Consider the following 13,483-nt stretch of genomic DNA (forward strand, 5'->3'; position numbering starts at 1 on the left):
GCTCGTTTCCATAAGCCTCAACCCGCCTTGAACAGACCCTGCGGCTTCCACAGCAGGATCACCGCCATCAACAGATAGATCAGCACGCCCGCCGCCTCCTGCCAGAACACCTTGCCGAAGGTATCGACGAAGCCAAGCAGCAGCGCCGCCACCATCGCGCCCTTGACCGAACCGATGCCGCCGATCACCACCACCACGAAGCAGACGATCAGCACCTGGTTGCCCATGCCCGGATAGACGGAGGACACCGGCGCCGCGATCATGCCGGCCAGCACCGCCAGCGCCACGCCGAGCGCGAACACCAGCCGGTACAAGCCAGTGATATTGATGCCAAGCGACTGCACCATCTCGCGATTGGTCGCGCCCGCGCGGATCATCATGCCAAGCCGCGTGCGGCGGATCACCCAGTACATCGCCGCGGCCACCACCAGGCACACCGCCGAGATGAACAGGCGATAGACCGGATAGGTCATGTCGTTGCCGATCGGCAGCGCGCCGGCCAGCAGCGCGGGCACCGTCACACCGTGCACGTCGTCGCCCACCAGCAGGCTGCGTGTCTCCTCGAACACCAGGATCAGCCCATAGGTCATCAGCACCTGCTGCAGGTGGTCGCGCTCGTACAGGTAGCTGAAGAACAGCCACTCCAGCACATAGCCGAACGCGACCGCCAGCACGATGCCCAGCGGCAGCGCGATCAGCAGATTGCCGGTCATGCCGGCCAGCGTGAAGGCGAGGTAGGCGCCCAGCATGTAGAAGCTGCCATGGGCGAGATTGATCACGCCCATGATGCCGAAGATCAGCGTCAGGCCGCTGGCCACGAGAAACAGCAGCAGGCCGTACTGCACGCTGTTCAGGCACTGGATCAGGAAGGAAACGATATCCATGCGAAGCGAGGGAAACGGATCGTCGAAGCGCGAATCATCGCGGCGCGGGCACGCCGGCCGGAATGCCGGACCGGCGCGCCGGCATCACAGCCGGCAGCCGCGCGCCGGGTCGGCCAGCGCCTTCACGGCCACCGAGCTGACCTTGTTCTCGCGGCCCTCCACCTTGCGCAGGTAGAAGTCCTGCACCGGGTTATGCGCGCGCGACAGGGTGAACACGCCGCGCGGGCTGTCCACGCGGGTCGCCTCGATGGCCTTGATCACCTCGGTCTTCTTGCTCATGTCGCCCTTGACCGCGCTGGCGCCGGCCGCCAGCATCTGCGCGGCGTCGTAGCCCTGCACCGCGTACACGTCGGGCTGCAGCTTGAATGCCTTGGCGTAGGCCGCGCGGAAGTTCCTGTCGCGCGGGGTTTCCAGTCCGTCGGCGTAGTGCAGCGTGGTCTCGAGGCCCTGCGCGGCCGCCCCCTGCGCCTCCAGCGTGCCGTCGGTCAGGAAGCCCGACGCATAGAGCGGAATCTTGTCCTTCAGGCCGGCGGCGGCCCAGTCCTTGACGAACTTGACCGCCCCGCCGCCCGCGAAGAACACGAACACGGCGTCGGGCTTGAGCGATGCCACCTCGGTGATCAGCGCCTGGAATTCGACATTGGGGAACGGCAGCGTCAGTTCCTTCACCACCTTGCCGCCCTTGGCCTCGAAGGCCTCCTTGAAGCCCTTGACCGACTGCTCGCCGGCGGCGTACTTCCAGGTCAGCGTGACCACCTTCTTCATGCCCCGCCCCGCCACCACCTGGCCCATCGCGTAGCCGGGCTGCCAGTTCGAGAACGACGAGCGGAAGATGTTCGGCCCGCACAGCGGCCCGGTCGCCTCGTCGGCGCCCGCATTGGGAATGATCACCAGCGTGTTGTTTTCCTTGGCGACCTTGACGATGCCCATCTGCACGCCCGAATGCACCGTGCCGATCACCACGTCGACCTGGTCGCGCTTGATCAGCTTGGTCGCGTTCTCCGGCGCCTTGGCCGGATCGGACTCGTCGTCTACCTTGAAGAACTCGACCTCGCGCCCGCCCAGCTTGCCGCCCTGCTCCTGCACGTACATCCGGAAGCCGTTCTCGATGGCATTGCCCAGCGCCGCGTAGGTGCCGGTGTAGGGCAGCATGAAGCCGACCTTGATCTTCTGGGCCGCGGCGGTCTGGGCGCTGGCGGCGCCGGCCATGGCAAGCGAGGCGGCGGCGGCCAGGCAAACCGGCGCGAGGCTGCGCGGAATGAAGCGGTGCATGAGTGTCTCCTCTGGTGGTCAAGCGTTCTGCATCGTCCCGGCCCCCGCGCGTGGGGCCTGCGTGCGAGGCCGGACGGCGCTTGTTTATTGTGTGGCGCCAGTGTGGGCGGATACAAAGCGCACCACGGCGTCCGTCAACGGCCCGGGCTGGTCGCGATGCGGCGAATGCCCGCATCGCGCGAGTTTAAGCAAGGCCGTTTGGGGCGCATATCGCTGGATACCCTCGATCTGGGCCATGGTCCCGTACTCGTCGTCCTCGCCCTGCACGGCCAGCACGGGGCATTGCAGGCGCGGCAGCAGCGGCCGCAGGTCCCACTGCCGGAAGGCGGGATCGAGCCAGATGTCGTTCCAGCCCCAGAAGGCGGAATCGACATCGGCGTGGTAACGCGCCAGCCGGGTGCGCAGGTCGGTGTCGAGATAGGCGGCGCGGGTGGCTTCGATGCTGCGCACCGACACGTCCTCGACCACGATATGGGGCGCCAGCACCACGATGCCGGCCACCGCTTCGGGAAATTCGGCCGCATGGATCAGCGCGATGGAGCCGCCGTCGCTATGGCCCAGCAGCCAGGGCGCGCCGTGGCGGCGGCCCGGCCCGATCTCCAGCGCGTCGAACAGCGCCGGCAGCGCCTCGCCGGCCTGCCGGTGCATGAAATCGACGCCCCACTTTTCCTCGGGCGGCCGGGGCGTGGAGCGGCCATAGCCATAGCGTGACACCACCAGCCCGCGGAAGTCGCCGGCCTCGCACAGCGCCCGGGGGAAATCCCGCCACATGGCGACCGATCCGAGGCCCTCGTGCAGGAACACGAGCAGCGGGCGTCCGTCGCGCCGCGGGCGCAACCACTGGATTTCGTTGACGATGCGCCGGCCGTCGAAGGCGATTTCGACGAGCTCGATGGGTTCGGCCGGATGCGGCGGCATGGCGGCGGCCGCGCTCACATGGCCGCCGGTGCGGCCGAGGCGTCGGCCGGCGCTGCCGCGCCAGCCGTGCGCGCCTCCGAGCGGCCCGCTTCGCGCTGGCGCAGGCGGAACCGCTGGATCTTGCCGGTGGCGGTCTTGGGCAGTTCTGGCACGCATTCGATCTGTCGGGGATATTTATAGGGAGCAAGACGCGATTTGACGAAGGCCTGCAGTTCGGCGGCCATGCCCTCGTGCCACCGATGGTCCGGGCGCAGCACCACGAACGCCTTGGGCTTGACCAGTTCGTCGCCATCCGTCACGCCGATCACCGCGGCCTCCAGCACCGCGGGGTGCTGCGCCAGCGCGGCCTCGACCTCGAACGGCGAGACATAGATGCCGCCCACCTTCAGCATGTCGTCGCTGCGGCCGGCATAGACGTAGTAGCCGTCGGCGTCCCGCAGGTACTTGTCGCCGCTGCGCGTCCACTCGCCGACGAAGGTGTCGCGGGTCTTGTCGCGATTGCCCCAGTACATCAGCGCGGCGGACGGCCCCTTGATATAGAGATCGCCGATCTGCCCCGGCGCGCACGGCTGGCCGGTTTCGTCGAGCAGCTTGACCTCGTAGCCCGGCACCGGCTTGCCCGTGGTGCCGTAGCGCACGTCGCCCGGCCGGTTCGACAGGAAGATATGCAGCATTTCGGTGGAGCCGATGCCGTCGAGGATGTCGCAGCCGAAGCGCGCCTGGAAGCGCTCGCCAATATCGCGCGGCAGCGCCTCGCCGGCCGACGTGCAGACGCGCAGCGCCACGGCGTCCCGCTCGGGCAGATCGGGCGCGGCCAGCATGCCGGCGAACAGCGTCGGCACGCCGCAGAAAACCGTGGGCCGCCGGCCGGTCAGCCGCTGGAACACCGCCTGCGGCGTGGGACGCTCGGCCATCAGCACCGTGGTGGCGCCGACCGACAGCGGGAAGGTGAGCGCGTTGCCCAGCCCATAGGCGAAGAAGAGCTTGGCCGCGGAGAACACCACGTCGTCCTCGCGCAGGCCGAGCACCTGGCGGGCGTACAGGTCCGCGGTATGGAAGAGATTGCCGTGGGTGTGGACCGTGCCCTTGGGCCGGCCGGTGGAACCGGAGGAATAGAGCCAGAACGCCATGTCGTCGGGCCCGGTCGGCGCCACGCGCGCCAGCCTGCCGTCGCCGGCCGCCATCGCGGCCACGGTGTCGGCCTGTGCCGGCGGCTCGCCCGGCGCGGCCACGATCCAGAGCGGGGAGGCGGCCGCCTTGTCCGCGGCCTCGCGCAGCATCGGCAGCAGCGGGGCGGATACCACGACGGCCCGCGCGCCGCTGTGGGACAGCATATAGGCGTAGTCGTCGACGGTGAGCAGCGTATTGACGGCCACCGGTACCACGCCGGCCAGCAGGCAGCCGAGGAAGGCCACGGGGAAATCGACGGTATCGAGCGCGCACAGCAGCAGGCGTTCCTCGGCCCGCAATCCGCGCGCGTGAAGCGCGGCGGCGAAGCCGCGGCTGCGGGCGTCGAGCTCGGCGTAGCTGAGGCTGCCGGTGTCGTCCAGATAGGCGGGCTTGGCGCCGCGCCCGGCGTGCAGGTTGCGCGACAGCAGGTCGTCCGCCGCGTTGTAGCGAGCCGGCAGCACGGTAATCGCGCCGGCATCATTGGGGGCCGTCATGTCTCCACTCCTCGTCGCCGGTCGGGGCCGCGCGTGGCGCGCTGCGAGCCGGCTGTTATGCGGATGGCGTGTATCTCTTGTTTTGTCGATGCATTTTATTTCATATGACCTAATATGCAAGCACCGGAATGCACTATATGACACCACCACGTGGCGACCGTATAATGCCGCCTTCCTCGCCGCGGCTTGCCGCCTCGCCGCCCTGAAGCCCCACCATCCCCATGCGCCGCACCCCAGACACGCAGACCGTTCCGCCGACCCATGCCGACGATCCTTCCGCGCAGAGCGGCCCCGGCGCGCGCGCGCCGGCCGAGCGCGAGCCGCGCGACCCCTATCTGACCCAGCTCGGCGAGCGCATCCGCTCGCTGCGCGCGGCGCGCGGCATGTCGCGCAAGGATCTGGCGCGCGGCGCCGACGTCTCCGAGCGCTATCTCGCCAATCTGGAAACCGGCACCGGCAACGCCTCGGTGCTTCTGCTGCGGCACGTGGCGACGGCGCTGGACGTGCCGCTGCCCGTGGTGCTGGCCGAGGTGGACGGGCACAACGGCGCGCGCGCCTCGGAATTCGGCCAGCTCGTGCAGTGGCTCGCCCAGCTGCCACCCGCGGATCTGGCAAAGGTGCGCGACGCCTGCCGGCTCGCGCTGGCGCCGGCCGAGCCGCAAGTTGCCCGCCACCAGCGGCTCGCGCTGATCGGACTGCGCGGCGCCGGCAAGTCCACCCTGGGCCGCGCCTATGCGCAGGCGCACGGCCTGCCCTTCGTCGAACTGAACAGCGCCATCGAGCAGGAAGCCGGCGCCACGCTGTCGGAAATCCATTCGCTGTACGGACAGGCCGCTTACCGGCGCTACGAAATGCGCGCGCTCGAGCGCGTGCTGCGCGAGCACGACCGCCTGGTGCTGGCCACGCCGGGCAGCCTGGTGTCCGAACCGGGCACCTTCAACCTGCTGCTGGCCCATTGCTATACGGTCTGGGTGCGCACATCGCCCGAGGAGCACATGGCGCGCGTGGTGGCCCAGGGCGATATGCGGCCAATGCAGGGCAACCGCGAGGCCATGGACGACCTGCGCCGCATCCTGACCGCGCGCACGCCGCTGTATTCGCGCGCGGACGCCACCATCGACACCAGCGGCCAGGACGAGGCGGCCTCGCTGCAGACGCTGGAATCGCTGCTGGCCCAGCGAACGGCCTGATCCGCCCCGCGCGTTCCGGACACGCCGAACATCGGCATTGCACCAGCCGCCTCGCTGCACTATAGTTCATGTCAAACACCAAGACACACTATAGTGCAGCCAGGAGACCGCGATGCCCCCCACGGCCCAGACCGATCCGATCGCTCAACCCGCAGCGACCGCCCAGACCGGCGGCAACCACCCCGCCACCCCCGTCAGCCCTGTCACCCCGCGGCAACCCGCCGCCGCCACGCCGTCCGCGCGCGTCACGTTCGAGCGCCATCCGGACCAGTACCGTCACTGGCGCCTGAGCTTCGATGGCCCCGTCGCCACGCTGACCATGGACGTCGACGAAGACGGCGGACTGCGCGAGGGCTATGCGCTCAAGCTCAATTCCTACGACCTCGGCGTCGACATCGAACTGCACGACGCGATCCAGCGCATCCGCTTCGAGCATCCCGAAGTGCGCACGGTGGTACTGACCAGCGCCAAGGAGCGCATCTTCTGCTCCGGCGCCAACATCTTCATGCTCGGCAAGTCGTCGCACGCCTGGAAGGTCAACTTCTGCAAGTTCACCAACGAGACCCGCAACGGCATGGAGGACGCCAGCCGCCATTCGGGCCTGAAGTTCCTGGCCGCCTGCAACGGCACCACGGCCGGCGGCGGCTATGAGCTGGCGCTCGCCTGCGACGAGATCGTGCTGGTGGACGACCGCTCGTCCGCGGTCAGCCTGCCGGAGGTGCCGCTGCTGGGCGTGCTGCCCGGCACCGGCGGCCTGACCCGCCTGACCGACAAGCGCCGCGTGCGGCGCGACCATGCCGACATGTTCTGCACTACCACCGAAGGCGTGCGCGGCACCCGCGCAAAGGACTGGAGGCTGGTGGACGAGGTCGTCAAACCCGCGCGCTTCGCCGACCACGTGCGCGAGCGCGCCGCGGCGCTGGCGGCCGGCAGCGACCGGCCGGCGAACGAAGCCGGCGTGGCGCTGACGCCGCTGTCGCGCCGCGAAGAAAGCGGCGGCTGGCGCTACGACACGGTGCGCGTCCATCTGGACGCGGCGGCGCGCAAGGCCACCATCACGGTGTTCGGCCCCGGCAAGCACGAGCCCGGGGATCTGCAGGGCATCGTCGCGGCCGGCGCGCAGTGGTGGCCGCTGAAGATGGCGCGCGAGCTCGATGACGCCATCCTCGACCTGCGCACGAACCACCTCGACATCGGCATGTGGGTGCTCAAGACCGATGGCGTGCCGGCCCAGGTGCTCGCTTGCGACGCGGCGCTGCAGCAGCACGCCGACCACTGGTTCGTGCGCGAGACCATCGGCATGCTGCGGCGCACGCTGGCACGGCTGGACGTGTCCTCCCGCAGCCTGTTCGCGCTGATCGAGCCGGACTCGTGCTTCGCCGGCACGCTGCTGGAACTGGCGCTGGCCGCGGACCGCAGCTACATGCTGCATCTGCCCGACGCCCCGGACGACGCGCCGCGCGTGTTTGCCTCCGCCGCCAACTTCGGCTGGTATCCGATGCCCAGTGGCCAGACCAGGCTGCAGGCGCGTTTCTACGGCGAGTCCGCGCCCATCGAGGCCGTGCACGACCATATCGGCGCGCCGCTCGATGCGCTCACCGCCGACTCGCTCGGCCTGATCACCGCCGCGCCCGACGACATCGACTGGGAAGACGAGATCCGTCTCGCGCTGGAGGAGCGCGCCAGCCTGTCGCCCGACGCCCTCACCGGCATGGAGGCCAACTTGCGCTTCGGTCCCGGCGAAAGCATGGAGACCCGCATCTTCGGCCGCCTGTCGGCGTGGCAGAACTGGATTTTCTACCGGCCCAACGCGACCGGCGAGCACGGCGCGCTGAAGGTGTTCGGCACCGGCAACAAGGCGCGCTTCGACTGGGACCGCGTCTGAGCGCCCGGCACGGACAGCGCAGCACAGAACAGCACAGGAGACCAACGTGAGCATCGACTACAGCCAGAAGATTCCCAACAACGTCAATCTCTCGGACGACCGCGCGCTGCAGCGCGCCCTCGAACACTGGCAGCCCGCCTTCCTGGACTGGTGGCGCGAGATGGGACCCGAAGGCTCGAACGACTACGAGGTCTACCTGCGCACCGCCGTGTCGGTCGACCCGTCCGGCTGGGCTCATTTCGATCATGTGAAGATGCCCGACTACCGCTGGGGCATCTTCCTGCAGCCGGCCGACCCGGCGCGCCGCATCCATTTCGGCGAGCACCTGGGCGAACCGGCGTGGCAGGAAGTGCCCGGCGAGCACCGCGCCAATCTGCGCCGCATCATCGTGACGCAGGGCGATACGGAGCCCGCGTCGGTCGAGCAGCAGCGGCACCTGGGCATGACGTGCCCGTCGCTGTACGACCTGCGCAACCTGTTCCAGGTCAATGTCGAGGAAGGCCGCCACCTGTGGGCGATGGTGTACCTGCTGCACCGCTATTTCGGCCGCGATGGCCGCGAAGAGGCCGAGGCGCTGCTGGACCGCCGCTCGGGCGACGACGACAACCCGCGCATCCTCGGCGCGTTCAACGAACGCACGCCGGACTGGCTGTCGTTCTTCATGTTCACCTACTTCACCGACCGCGACGGCAAGTTCCAGCTCTCGGCGCTGGCCGAATCCGGCTTCGATCCGCTCGCCCGCACCACGCGCTTCATGCTGACCGAGGAAGCCCACCACATGTTCGTCGGCGAATCGGGCGTCTCGCGCGTGATCCAGCGCACGTGCCAGGTCATGCGCGAGCGCGACATCCAGGACCCGGCCGACGTGCGCGCGGCCGGCGCGATCGACCTGGAGACGATCCAGCGCTACCTGAACTTCCACTACAGCGTGACCATCGACCTGTTTGGCGCCGACCAGTCGTCGAACGCCGCGACCTTCTACAGCGCGGGCCTCAAGGGCCGCTTCGACGAGGGCAAGCGCGACGACGACCATGTGCTCAAGGGCCAGGTCTACCGCATCCTCGACGTCAAGGACGGCCGCCTCACCGAGCGCGAGGTGCCGATGCTCAACGCGCTGAACGAAGTGCTGCGCGACGACTACATCAAAGATTCGGTGGGCGGCATCGCGCGCTGGAACAAGGTCATCGAAAAGCACGGCATTCCGTTCCGGCTGACCGTGCCGCACAAGGCCTTCAACCGCAAGATCGGCTCGTTCGCGAACCTGCATGTGTCGCCCGAGGGCGAGCTGATCTCCGAAGCGGCGTGGAAGGAAAACGAGCGCCGCTGGCTGGCCACCGACGAGGACCGCGCCTTCGTCGCGTCGCTGATGGGCCGCGTGGTCGAGCCCGGCGCCTATGCGGGCTGGATCGCGCCGCCCGCGGTCGGTGTCAATCGCCAGCCGATGGACTTCCGCTACGTGCGCTTCAACTAGCATCGACGCATCACGAGACCGGCCGGCACAGAACGGCCATGCCCGCGCCAACGGCACGAACACAGGAGACCGCGAGATGGGCGCCCCCGACATCATCAAGCAGCATCTGATCGACCCGGAAATCTGCATCCGCTGCAACACGTGCGAGGACACGTGCCCGATCGATGCGATCACGCACGACGATCGCAACTACGTCGTCAAGGCAGACGTCTGCAATGCCTGCGGCGCCTGCCTGTCGCCCTGCCCCACCGGGGCCATCGACAACTGGCGCACCGTGCTGCGCGGCCAGGCCTATCCCATCGACGAGCAGCTGCTGTGGGACGAGCTGCCCGGCGAACTGCCGCTGCCCGACGCGGGCGCGCTGGCGGCCGACGCCGAGGCTGCGGACGGCGCTGCTGGCGCCAACGACACCGCGGCGCCGATCCAGCAGGTGCAGACCAGCACCCATACCTCTGCCAGGGCCCCGTGGTCCGCCGCCCATCCCTACCTGAACCTGCACACGGTGCGCGAGCCGCTGAGCGCCACCGTGGCCGGCAACTACCGGCTGACGGCGGAGGATGCGTCGAGCGACGTCCATCACATCGTGCTGGATTTCGGCAACCACTTCTTTCCGGTGCTGGAGGGCCAGTCCATCGGCATCCTGCCTCCGGGCACCGACGCCGCCGGCAAGCCGCACTACGTGCGCCTGTACTCGATCGCCAGCCCGCGCGACGGCGAGCGCCCCGGCTACAACAATCTCGCGCTGACGGTAAAGCGCGTCACCGCCGATCACGACGGCAAGCCGGTGCGCGGCGTCGCGTCCAATTTCCTGTGCGACCTGGCCAAGGGCGACACCGTGCAGGTGGTGGGCCCCTTCGGCAGCACGTTCCTGATGCCCAACCACGCGGCAGCCAGCGTGATGATGGTCTGCACCGGCACGGGGTCCGCACCCATGCGCGCCATGACGGAGCGCATGCGCCGCAACCTCGACCACTTTACGGGCCGCCGCCTGCTGTTCTTCGGCGCCCGCAACGCGCGCGAGTTGCCCTACTTCGGCCCGCTGATGAAGCTGCCCAAGTCGTTCCTCGACATCCACTTCGCCTTCTCGCGCGACCCCGGACAGCCACGGCGCTACGTGCAGGACGCCATTCGCGAGGCCGGTCCCGCGGTGCTCGCCTTGCTCGACGATCCCGACGCGCACATCTATGTCTGCGGCCTGAAGGGAATGGAAGACGGCGTGCTGGCCGCCTTCGCGGCCCTGTGCGAGGGCAGCGCCCGGCCATGGGCGGAGCGCGAGGCCGCGTTGAAGGCGGAAGGCCGCCTGCATATCGAAACTTATTAGCGGCGCCGCTGCCCCACTGGGCAGGTAAGCATCGTTTATTTCCCCTTGCGAAACGTGCGGCCTATAATGTTTCCCGAGAAACCGGAGTATGACGATGCAGATGAGTCAGGTTCCCGAACAGATCCCGGCCGGCAGCCCGGATCCTGGCGTCACGCTGACCAAGGCGGTCATGCGCGCCGCGGGGTTTCTGGGCATCAGCCAGGCGGCCGTCGCCAGCGTGCTGGGCATCAGCACGGCGTCCGTCTCGCGCATGGCCTCGGGGCACTATGTACTCGACGCCCACCGCAAGGAATGGGAGTTCGGCGTGCTGTTCGTGCGCCTGTTCCGCTCGCTGGATGCGATTCTTGGCCACGGCGAGCAGGCGCGCCTGTGGCTCTCCAATGACAATCTCGCGCTGGGCGGCAAGCCGCTCGAACTGATCCGCAGCACGGAAGGCTTGGTACGTGTCGTTCACTACCTGGACGCCACCCGCGGTCGCGTCTGAGCGCAGGCACTTCGCGCAAACGCTGTGGCGGGCCATCGAGGCCCAGCACGTCGTATCGACCATGCCCCTGGTCGATGGCCTGGAGGAACAGGCCGTGCTGGAAGCCGTGCTCGATGCCGGCAAGCCCGCGGTGCCTCCCGAAGCGCGCCACCTGCACTATCTGCTGTTCACCCCTTTTCGCTATCCGCCCTCGCCTTGGGGGTCGCGCTTCCGCGGCCCGCAGGACCCCGGCGTGTTCTATGGCGCCGACGAGATCCGCACGGCGTGCGCCGAACTGGGCTACTGGCGCTGGCGCTTTCTCGCCGACAGCCCTGCGCTGCCGCGCATCGACGCGCGTCCGCAGACGTTGTTCCAGGTAGATATCCGCACGGAGGGCGTAGCCCTCGACGCCGCGCCCTTCGCCGACGACGCGGCACACTGGACCCACCCGCACGACTACGAGGCTTGCCAGGCCTTCGCCCGGGTGGCGCGCGCCGCCGGCCTGGGCATGATCCGCTACCAGTCGGTGCGCGACCCGCTGCATGGGCCGTGTGCCGCCATCCTGTCGCCGCGTGCCTTCGTCCATCCGCGGCCGCTGGTCACCACGACCTGGATGCTGACGGTGCGTCCCGACCGCGTCATCTGGCAGCGCGACGATCTGCTGCAACGCGACAGCTTCGAATTCGACGCCGCGCCCTGGCGCGCCATGTCGTCCGCGCCAGGCGGCTCGTGAGGCAGTTGCCATCTTCCGCAGATAAGTGTTGCATTGCGAAAACACCTGCCCTATAATCACCTCTTCGACGGACGCGGGGTGGAGCAGTCTGGCAGCTCGTCGGGCTCATAACCCGAAGGTCGCAGGTTCAAATCCTGCCCCCGCAACCAACCGATCGATCGAAACACAAGCCCGCACTCGCGGGCTTTGTTTTTTTTGGCGCGGCCGTTCCCGCCCCGCCGACCTCCTCCTTCCGTAGCATCCCTTCCGCGCCCATCCACGCCGGTATCCCGCAAGCGCGGTGATAAACTCGCGCTATTCTCCCCGGACGGCCTCCATGAAATTCTGCTCGAACTGCGGCCAAGCGGTCGTGCTGCGCGTACCCGCCGGCGACAACCGCCCGCGTCATATGTGCGATCACTGCGGCACCATCCATTACGTCAATCCGCGCAACGTGGTCGGCACCATCCCGGTCTGGGAAGACAAGATCCTGCTGTGCAAGCGTGCCATCGAACCGCGCTACGGTTTCTGGACGCTGCCGGCCGGCTTCATGGAGATCGGCGAGACGACGGCGCAGGGCGCGGCGCGCGAGACGCTGGAGGAAGCCGGTGCCCGGGTCCGGATGGGCGAGCTGTACTCGATCCTCAACGTCCCGCACGTGCATCAGGTCCACCTGTTCTATCTCGCCACGCTGGAGGACATCGATTTCGCTCCCGGCGAGGAAAGCCTCGAAGTCAGGCTGGTGGAAGAAGCCGACGTGCCGTGGGACGAACTGGCCTTCCCCACCGTCATCCACACGCTGCGCTGCTTCTTCGCCGATCGTGCCGCTGGCCGGATCGCGGCGGGAGACTTCCGGCTGCATACGCTGGATATCGACAGGCCGATGCGGCCGCTGGAAGCCCGGGCCACCGTGGCCCCCTGACGCACTGACGCCGGACATGTCCCAGGCGCCGCGCGCATGATCACCTGGCTGGATCCGCACGATCCGTTTCCGCCCGTGGACCAGGCGCTCGGCAGCGACTCCGATGCGCCCGGCCTGCTGGCGGCAAGCCGCGAGCTGTCGCCCCAACGCCTGCTGCTGGCCTACCGCCAGGGCATCTTCCCCTGGTACGCCGAGGGCCAGCCCGTGCTGTGGTGGAGCACCGATCCCCGCATGGTGCTGGTGCCGGACGCACTGAAGGTCTCCACCACCTTCCGCAAGACCCTGAAGCGCGTGCTGCGCGACGACGACTGGGAAATCCGCGTGGACGACGATTTCGTCGAAGTGATGGAGACCTGCGCGGCGGCGCCGCGCGAGGGACAGCACGGCACCTGGATCACCGCCGACATCGTCGACGCCTATGCGGCCCTGCACCGCGGCGGCATGGCCCACTCCGTCGAGAGCTGGTATCGCGGCGAACGCGTGGGCGGCCTGTACGGGGTCGCGCTGGGCACGATGTTCTACGGCGAGTCGATGTTTGCCCAGCGCACCGACGCCTCCAAGATCGCGCTCGCGGCGCTCTGTGCATTCCTCGCCGGCCACGGCGTCGCGATGATAGACTGCCAGCAAGAAACCGATCACCTGGCTTCCCTGGGCGCGTCCCCCATCCCGCGCGCAGAGTTCGTCGGCCACGTGCGGGTCGCCGCGGCGCAGCCAGCCATCGTGCCGTGGCGGTTCGACAAATCGGTGCTGGAATGGTGGACGCGACCCCCCGCAACCTGAG

12 protein-coding genes and 1 tRNA gene are annotated in these 13,483 nt (G+C 68.5%); 9 read left to right on the forward strand and 4 right to left on the reverse strand.

The window, feature by feature from the left end:
- Nucleotides 1-17: 17 nt before the first annotated feature.
- The 4 genes from LDO27_RS09150 to LDO27_RS09165 all read right to left on the reverse strand — a co-directional run bounded on the left by LDO27_RS09150 (nt 18) and on the right by LDO27_RS09165 (nt 4,738).
- Nucleotides 18-884: a branched-chain amino acid ABC transporter permease gene (locus tag LDO27_RS09150; protein WP_222201210.1), complete on the reverse strand. Its 867-nt coding sequence runs from the start codon at nt 882-884 to the stop codon at nt 18-20.
- Nucleotides 885-968: 84 nt separating this feature from the next.
- The gene (locus LDO27_RS09155) at nt 969-2,156 is read right to left on the reverse strand and encodes an ABC transporter substrate-binding protein (protein WP_224041278.1); all 1,188 of its coding nucleotides are present in this window, start codon (nt 2,154-2,156) and stop codon (nt 969-971) included.
- A gap of 84 nt (nt 2,157-2,240) precedes the next feature.
- Nucleotides 2,241-3,074 (reverse strand): alpha/beta fold hydrolase, encoded by an 834-nt coding sequence (locus LDO27_RS09160; protein WP_224042503.1) that lies wholly within the window; start codon nt 3,072-3,074, stop codon nt 2,241-2,243.
- 14 nt (nt 3,075-3,088) lie between these two features.
- Nucleotides 3,089-4,738, reverse strand: coding sequence for a benzoate-CoA ligase family protein (locus LDO27_RS09165; protein ID WP_224041280.1), 1,650 nt, complete (start codon nt 4,736-4,738; stop codon nt 3,089-3,091).
- A gap of 221 nt (nt 4,739-4,959) precedes the next feature.
- Between LDO27_RS09165 and LDO27_RS09170 the strand changes: the two genes are divergently transcribed.
- From LDO27_RS09170 to aat, 9 genes are all read left to right on the forward strand, one after another.
- A complete protein-coding gene (locus LDO27_RS09170; protein WP_224041282.1) occupies nt 4,960-5,928 on the forward strand; it encodes a helix-turn-helix transcriptional regulator in 969 nt (322 codons plus the stop codon).
- A gap of 112 nt (nt 5,929-6,040) precedes the next feature.
- Nucleotides 6,041-7,813: a 2,3-epoxybenzoyl-CoA dihydrolase gene (boxC, locus tag LDO27_RS09175; RefSeq protein WP_224041284.1), complete on the forward strand. Its 1,773-nt coding sequence runs from the start codon at nt 6,041-6,043 to the stop codon at nt 7,811-7,813.
- 46 nt (nt 7,814-7,859) lie between these two features.
- On the forward strand, nt 7,860-9,284 hold the full coding sequence (boxB, locus tag LDO27_RS09180) for a benzoyl-CoA 2,3-epoxidase subunit BoxB (protein WP_224041286.1): 1,425 nt from the start codon (nt 7,860-7,862) through the stop codon (nt 9,282-9,284).
- A 76-nt stretch (nt 9,285-9,360) separates the two neighbouring features.
- On the forward strand, nt 9,361-10,605 hold the full coding sequence (gene boxA / locus LDO27_RS09185) for a benzoyl-CoA 2,3-epoxidase subunit BoxA (RefSeq protein ID WP_224041288.1): 1,245 nt from the start codon (nt 9,361-9,363) through the stop codon (nt 10,603-10,605).
- 94 nt (nt 10,606-10,699) lie between these two features.
- Nucleotides 10,700-11,089 (forward strand): MbcA/ParS/Xre antitoxin family protein, encoded by a 390-nt coding sequence (locus LDO27_RS09190; RefSeq protein ID WP_224041290.1) that lies wholly within the window; start codon nt 10,700-10,702, stop codon nt 11,087-11,089.
- Nucleotides 11,049-11,801, forward strand: a complete 753-nt coding sequence (locus LDO27_RS09195) for an RES family NAD+ phosphorylase (RefSeq protein WP_224041292.1) — start codon at nt 11,049-11,051, stop codon at nt 11,799-11,801. Before LDO27_RS09190 ends, LDO27_RS09195 begins: the two co-directional genes overlap by 41 nt.
- 72 nt (nt 11,802-11,873) lie before the next feature.
- Nucleotides 11,874-11,950, forward strand: a tRNA-Met gene (locus LDO27_RS09200).
- A gap of 167 nt (nt 11,951-12,117) precedes the next feature.
- Entirely contained in the window at nt 12,118-12,702 is a 585-nt protein-coding gene (locus tag LDO27_RS09205) for an NUDIX hydrolase (RefSeq protein WP_224041293.1), read from the forward strand.
- A 36-nt stretch (nt 12,703-12,738) separates the two neighbouring features.
- Entirely contained in the window at nt 12,739-13,482 is a 744-nt protein-coding gene (gene aat, locus LDO27_RS09210) for a leucyl/phenylalanyl-tRNA--protein transferase (RefSeq protein ID WP_224041294.1), read from the forward strand.
- Nucleotide 13,483: the final 1 nt, after the last annotated feature.

Origin of the sequence: Cupriavidus respiraculi, assembly GCF_914271545.1 — a bacterium.
Taxonomy (GTDB): Bacteria; Pseudomonadota; Gammaproteobacteria; order Burkholderiales; family Burkholderiaceae; genus Cupriavidus; species Cupriavidus respiraculi.

Excerpts from the sequence above, each read along its gene's own strand:
- LDO27_RS09190 (WP_224041290.1), top strand. The coding sequence starts at position 10,700 with ATGCAGATGAGTCAGGTTCCCGAACAGATCCCGGCCGGCAGCCCGGAT.
- aat (WP_224041294.1), top strand. The coding sequence starts at position 12,739 with ATGATCACCTGGCTGGATCCGCACGATCCGTTTCCGCCCGTGGACCAG.
- LDO27_RS09150 (WP_222201210.1), bottom strand. The coding sequence starts at position 884 with ATGGATATCGTTTCCTTCCTGATCCAGTGCCTGAACAGCGTGCAGTAC.
- boxA (WP_224041288.1), top strand. The coding sequence starts at position 9,361 with ATGGGCGCCCCCGACATCATCAAGCAGCATCTGATCGACCCGGAAATC.
- LDO27_RS09155 (WP_224041278.1), bottom strand. The coding sequence starts at position 2,156 with ATGCACCGCTTCATTCCGCGCAGCCTCGCGCCGGTTTGCCTGGCCGCC.
- boxC (WP_224041284.1), top strand. The coding sequence starts at position 6,041 with ATGCCCCCCACGGCCCAGACCGATCCGATCGCTCAACCCGCAGCGACC.
- LDO27_RS09165 (WP_224041280.1), bottom strand. The coding sequence starts at position 4,738 with ATGACGGCCCCCAATGATGCCGGCGCGATTACCGTGCTGCCGGCTCGC.
- LDO27_RS09170 (WP_224041282.1), top strand. The coding sequence starts at position 4,960 with ATGCGCCGCACCCCAGACACGCAGACCGTTCCGCCGACCCATGCCGAC.
- LDO27_RS09205 (WP_224041293.1), top strand. The coding sequence starts at position 12,118 with ATGAAATTCTGCTCGAACTGCGGCCAAGCGGTCGTGCTGCGCGTACCC.
- LDO27_RS09160 (WP_224042503.1), bottom strand. The coding sequence starts at position 3,074 with ATGCCGCCGCATCCGGCCGAACCCATCGAGCTCGTCGAAATCGCCTTC.